The sequence below is a fragment of the Dysgonomonas sp. HGC4 genome (genome assembly GCF_001261715.1).
Taxonomy (GTDB): Bacteria; Bacteroidota; Bacteroidia; order Bacteroidales; family Dysgonomonadaceae; genus Dysgonomonas_A.
Genome location: NZ_CVRU01000117.1, coordinates 1 through 4,846, shown reverse-complemented (window position 1 = coordinate 4,846; position 4,846 = coordinate 1). Strand labels below are relative to the sequence as shown.

Annotated in this window: 4 protein-coding genes; 3 read left to right on the top strand and 1 reads right to left on the bottom strand. The window is 37.2% G+C overall.

The annotated features are described in order from the left end of the window. Positions 1 to 212 precede the first annotated feature (212 nt). The 3 genes from HGC4_RS12125 to HGC4_RS12115 are packed head-to-tail and all read left to right on the top strand — an operon-like array spanning position 213 to position 2,542. Positions 213 to 998 (top strand): hypothetical protein, encoded by a 786-nt coding sequence (locus HGC4_RS12125; RefSeq protein ID WP_050710406.1) that lies wholly within the window; start codon positions 213 to 215, stop codon positions 996 to 998. 5 nt (positions 999 to 1,003) lie between these two features. Then, complete coding sequence (locus tag HGC4_RS12120) at positions 1,004 to 1,750, top strand: hypothetical protein (protein ID WP_050710405.1); 747 nt, start codon at positions 1,004 to 1,006, stop codon at positions 1,748 to 1,750. Between the two features lie 18 nt (positions 1,751 to 1,768). Next, positions 1,769 to 2,542, top strand: a complete 774-nt coding sequence (locus HGC4_RS12115; RefSeq protein ID WP_050710404.1) for a hypothetical protein — start codon at positions 1,769 to 1,771, stop codon at positions 2,540 to 2,542. A gap of 78 nt (positions 2,543 to 2,620) precedes the next feature. Here the strand turns inward: HGC4_RS12115 and HGC4_RS12110 are convergent, their stop codons facing one another. After that, positions 2,621 to 4,732, bottom strand: a complete 2,112-nt coding sequence (locus HGC4_RS12110) for a M3 family metallopeptidase (protein ID WP_050710403.1) — start codon at positions 4,730 to 4,732, stop codon at positions 2,621 to 2,623. Between the last annotated feature and the right edge of the window lie 114 nt (positions 4,733 to 4,846).

Here is a 4,846-nt window from a genome sequence, read left to right as displayed (position 1 = left end):
ATAATAAAAACCCCAATAAATATATTAATAGTTGTACCGGTAGTCTTTATCGCGTAGCAGATTTGTTTTGTTGTTGTCGTTCAAACTCTATGCGAGCTAAAAACCTGCCTATGGCACAACTATGTCCGGCAGTGATATGTAGCGATTACATGTTGCTGCTCTTTTTATGTCACACTAACTATTTAAATAACAATTGTATAAATAAAACTACGATGAAGAGATATTTTCTGTTTATTTTCAGTTTGCTATCCATTGGCTTGTGCCATTCTCAGGTGGGTATTAATACCAAATTTCCTTACACTAAAAGTGTGTTTCATATTGATGCAAAAGGAAATAACACATCGTCAACCACTATCTCTGCTTCTGATATGGCGGATGATATTGTAATTGATAGTAATGGTAGTATCGGGGTGGGAACTTTAACACCTACTGCAAAGTTGCATATTGATTCGTCAAATAGTAACATGTATCCTATTCGTATTGCCGATGGTTCGGAGGGAGATAAAAAGTACTTAACGTCAAATGACTTAGGTTTTGGTTCATGGGTTGGTAAGCCCGAACCCAATGGTGTAGTTTATTATTCTACTACGCCTCGGGTTTTTCCGGCAGGAGTGTATACCGAGCTTCCTGCTGAAATTAATACACCGAAGTATCCCAAGATAACTATACCCAAAGAAGGTAATTATATTGTAACACTGCGTTGGTGGGGAAATGCTATTGGCGCACCATCGGGTGTTATGACTATTGGTGCTTTGGATATACAGCTATGCAGAATTAATGGTGAGGTTCTGGATAATACTACTTATTATGTTTCCATTGCAACCGGTAGATTTTGTTTTACTGTAAGCTTATTCGGAGCAAAATTAATTGCCGGAGAACAACTCTATTTAAGGTTGAAGCCGATGGATGGTCTTAATTGGCAAACAGGGGCAGGATTAAATGAAGGTTCGCTAACTAATCAGATATATTATCCAAGTATAATGGTTTATAATATTTAAATACAATGAAATATAAATTTATTACAGTAGTTTGTACACTGCTGAATCTATGCATATTAATAAATGCTCAGGTAGGTATAAATACATCCGATGGAAAGGGTGTATTTCATTTGGATGGAGCAAAAGATAATACTTCGTCGTTAAGTGCAAGTCAGCTAAATAACGATGTTATTGTAGATGGTCGTGGGGCTTTGGGTGCAGGAATGTCTGTTGTGACACCTCAGGCTAAAGTTGATGTGAGTTCCGATCAACTCTATGGAGCTTTTCGTATGGTCGATGGTGGCGAAAATTATGGTATGATTCTTCTGGGAAATAAAGATGGATACGCAAAATGGGGTATGTTAAAAGGGAGCGGAGGATATAGATTGGATGTAACGTCTCCTACTGCTGCAATAGCCTCGAAAGTTGAAACTCGTTTGGTTTTCGATTCAGGTTTAGATAATATCTTAATTAGTGAAGATGCCGATTATATAGTTATGATCCGCTTGACGGGTTTGTTTAAGACAACAGCAGGTCTTAATAGGATGAATGGAACTATCAAGCTATATAAAAATAATACAAGCACGAAGGTCGATGGTGTAGAGTTTTATGTAGGTGTTGTCGATAATCAAAAATTCTCAACTTATGTAGTATTTAAAGCTAGTGGAGTGAAAACAGGGGATCGCCTGATTCTTACTGTTATGCCATCTAATGCGGCAGTCTCTTGGACTTTGGATTTAAGTAATACATCTGTTTTCTTTTATAGAGTTTAAAAATAAAAAAAATAGACAATGAAACATATAGTTATAGTAGTAGTCCTGATTTTTAGAATTTCTTCTGTGTCGGGACAAATCGGTATTAATTTAGATCGACCAATGGCACTCTTTCATGTAGATGGTGCAGGCGATAATGGTGTAGGTACACCTGCGGCATCTCAGGTAATAAATGATGTGGTGTTCGATTCGAGAGGATATATAGGAGTTGGTACATTGAATCCTACGGCTCGTTTGGATATAGCCGATAGCCAATTGCAAGGGATACCTCCTTTACGTATTCTTGATGGCTCAACTATGTCAGCAAAAGTATTAGAATCGGGATCTAATGGTGTTGCTCGCTGGACCGATCAGCCTCCGTCTTATACACAATCTTTTACAGCAATACCGGGGCAGAGTTTTACATACGGAGGTGGTCAAGAGATGATGTTGAATGCTAAGATTATTATACCACAAAATGGGAGATATCTATTAACAGTACGTTGGTGGTCATATAATGTTAAGTCGGTTTGGACTAAGCGTCCGGGACTAGCTAGTATATATGTTTATCTGATATTGCGGGGAACACCAGCGGTGTCTTTGGATTCTATCGAATATTATATGGAAGCAATAGAAGGCGATGTTATTACATTTACGACCTCATTGTATGCAGGGTATAGAAGCCAGAATGAAGAGTTGTTTGTAAGGATTACTCCGGTCATAGGGTTACCAGCTAATTCTCATGGAACTGTCCAACAGCAACTGAGTAATGATATTGAATTTGTACCTCAAGTAGTACTTTATAGTATATAAGTGTAACTAAAAAGTGGGCTGTTCTTATTGGAACAGCCCACTTTTTTTAGAATTATATCAGAGAAAAGTTTCTCGTTTTTATTTAGTTCTTTTTTGATCAACATCTTTAGCCACATTATTAGGAGTTGGGGCAGTTTTCTTTTCTACACCGCTTCTTTCTAATAAGGCATCTATAGTTGGTTCTTGACCTCTGAATTTAATGTACAGTTCCATTGGGTCTTCTGTGTTTCCTTTCTCAAGTATATTTTTTCTGAAAGCTTCTGCTGTCTCTTTATCGAATATACCGTTTTTCTTGAATGCTGCAAATGCATCTGCATCCAATACTTCCGACCATTTGTAGCTATAATATCCGGCTGCATAACCTCCCGAAAAAATATGTCCGAATGAAGCAGACATGTTAGTACCCTCAGCAACGGGCAGAAGAGCAGTCTTTATCATTGCATTTTTTTCGAAGTCTTTGATATCTCCTTCATAAGGATTTTTCAGTGTATGCCATGCCATATCAAGATATCCGAATGATAATTGACGGTAACACAGATAACCTGCATTGAAATTAGAAGCATCAATAAGCTTGTTTACTAATGTAGCAGGTATAGGTTCGCCAGTTTTGTAATGTACCGCAAATCTGTCCAGATATTCCTTTTCAGTCAGCCAGTTTTCCATTACTTGCGAAGGTAATTCAACAAAGTCACGAGCAACATTAGTTCCCGAAAGAGTTTCGTATGTACATTCTGTAAGCATACCATGTAAGCCATGTCCAAACTCGTGTAAGAAGGTTTCTACCTCATCAAAAGTTAATAATGCAGGGTCGTTCTCTGTTGGACGGGTAAAGTTCATTACCAGTGATACATGAGGGCGAGAATCTACACCATCGCGTTTGTACTGACCTTTATATTCGGTCATCCAAGCTCCTTGACGTTTGCTTTCACGAGGATGAAAATCTGTATATAAAACAGAAATATATTTACCATTAGCATCAAATACTTCGAAAGCTTCTACTTCGGGGTTATACACGGGTATGTCAGTGTTCTTTTTGAAAGTTACACCATATAAGTCTGTCGCTAATCCAAAAACGCCTTTCTTTACATTTTCCAATTCGAAGTATGGACGCACCATTTCATCATTCAGATCGTATTTTTCAGTCTGAAGCTTTTCAGAATAATAAGCCCAATCCCAAGGTTGTAAATCAACTTGTTTACCTTCCAGTTTAGAAGCATATTTCTGTACGTCTGCAACATCTTCTTTAGCTCTTTCAGCAAAAGCATCATATAGATTGTCTAAAAGGTTGAATACTCCTTTTTCGTTTTTAGCCATTTTGTTTTTCAAAGAGAAAGCAGCAAAATCAGGATAGCCTAAAAGTTGAGCTATTTTAAGACGGAGATTAGCTATCTTTCTAACATTTTCTTGATTGTCAAACTCACCACCAGCAACACATTTAGTAGTGTATGCAAGATATAGTTTTTCGCGTAGATCACGACGATCAGAGTATTTCATGAAAGCAATATAGCTTGGTCCCGAAAGATCAAACATCCAGCCTTCTTTGTTCTTTTGTTTGGCTTTAGCCTTTGCTCCATCACGAACGCTTTGAGGTAGACCTGCCAGGTCAGCTTCGTCAGTAAGCAGCATCTCGAATTTGTTACTTTCTTTTAATGCATTTTGACCAAAGTCAAGAGTTACTTTGCTTAACTCTGTTGATAATGCACGATATATCTCTTTATCTTTAGCCGATAGAGTTACCCCTTTGTTTTCGAAGCCTTCGTATATCTTTTCAGTTAAACGGATTTGTTCAGGAGTAAGTCCCGAATCGTTACGTTTGTCATACACGGCTTTAACTCGTGCGAAAAGATCTTCGTTCAGACCTATGTTGTTGCTGTGTTCTGACAACTTAGGAGATAGTCTCTGAGAGATCTCCATCATTTCATCATCGCTTTCAGAACTTAGCAGATTGAAGAATACCGAACCAACATCAGATAACAATTTGCCCGAATTCTCATATGCTTCAATTGTGTTTGCAAATGTAGGTAGCTCCGGATTGTTAATTATTTGGTTAATCTCTGCTTCCTGTTCTTTTATACCTTTATCGAAAGCCGGCTCATAGTGCTCGTTTTTGATTTTATCAAAAGGATTTGTGCCGTGAGGCGTTTTATATTCTGTAAAAAACGGATTTTGAGAATTAATATTAGCTGTCATAATTGCTATAAATAAAATTAAAATAAAGGGTTTTCTCATATAAGTATACTATCAAGTTAGCAAATCTTTTGTTAATAAATATTCAAAATGTAAACAAAGTTCTTCTTTTTTCTT

Bases quoted from the DNA above. Each gene is read 5' to 3' on its own strand.
- HGC4_RS12125 (WP_050710406.1), top strand. From the start codon at position 213: ATGAAGAGATATTTTCTGTTTATTTTCAGTTTGCTATCCATTGGCTTG.
- HGC4_RS12120 (WP_050710405.1), top strand. From the start codon at position 1,004: ATGAAATATAAATTTATTACAGTAGTTTGTACACTGCTGAATCTATGC.
- HGC4_RS12115 (WP_050710404.1), top strand. From the start codon at position 1,769: ATGAAACATATAGTTATAGTAGTAGTCCTGATTTTTAGAATTTCTTCT.
- HGC4_RS12110 (WP_050710403.1), bottom strand. From the start codon at position 4,732: ATGACAGCTAATATTAATTCTCAAAATCCGTTTTTTACAGAATATAAA.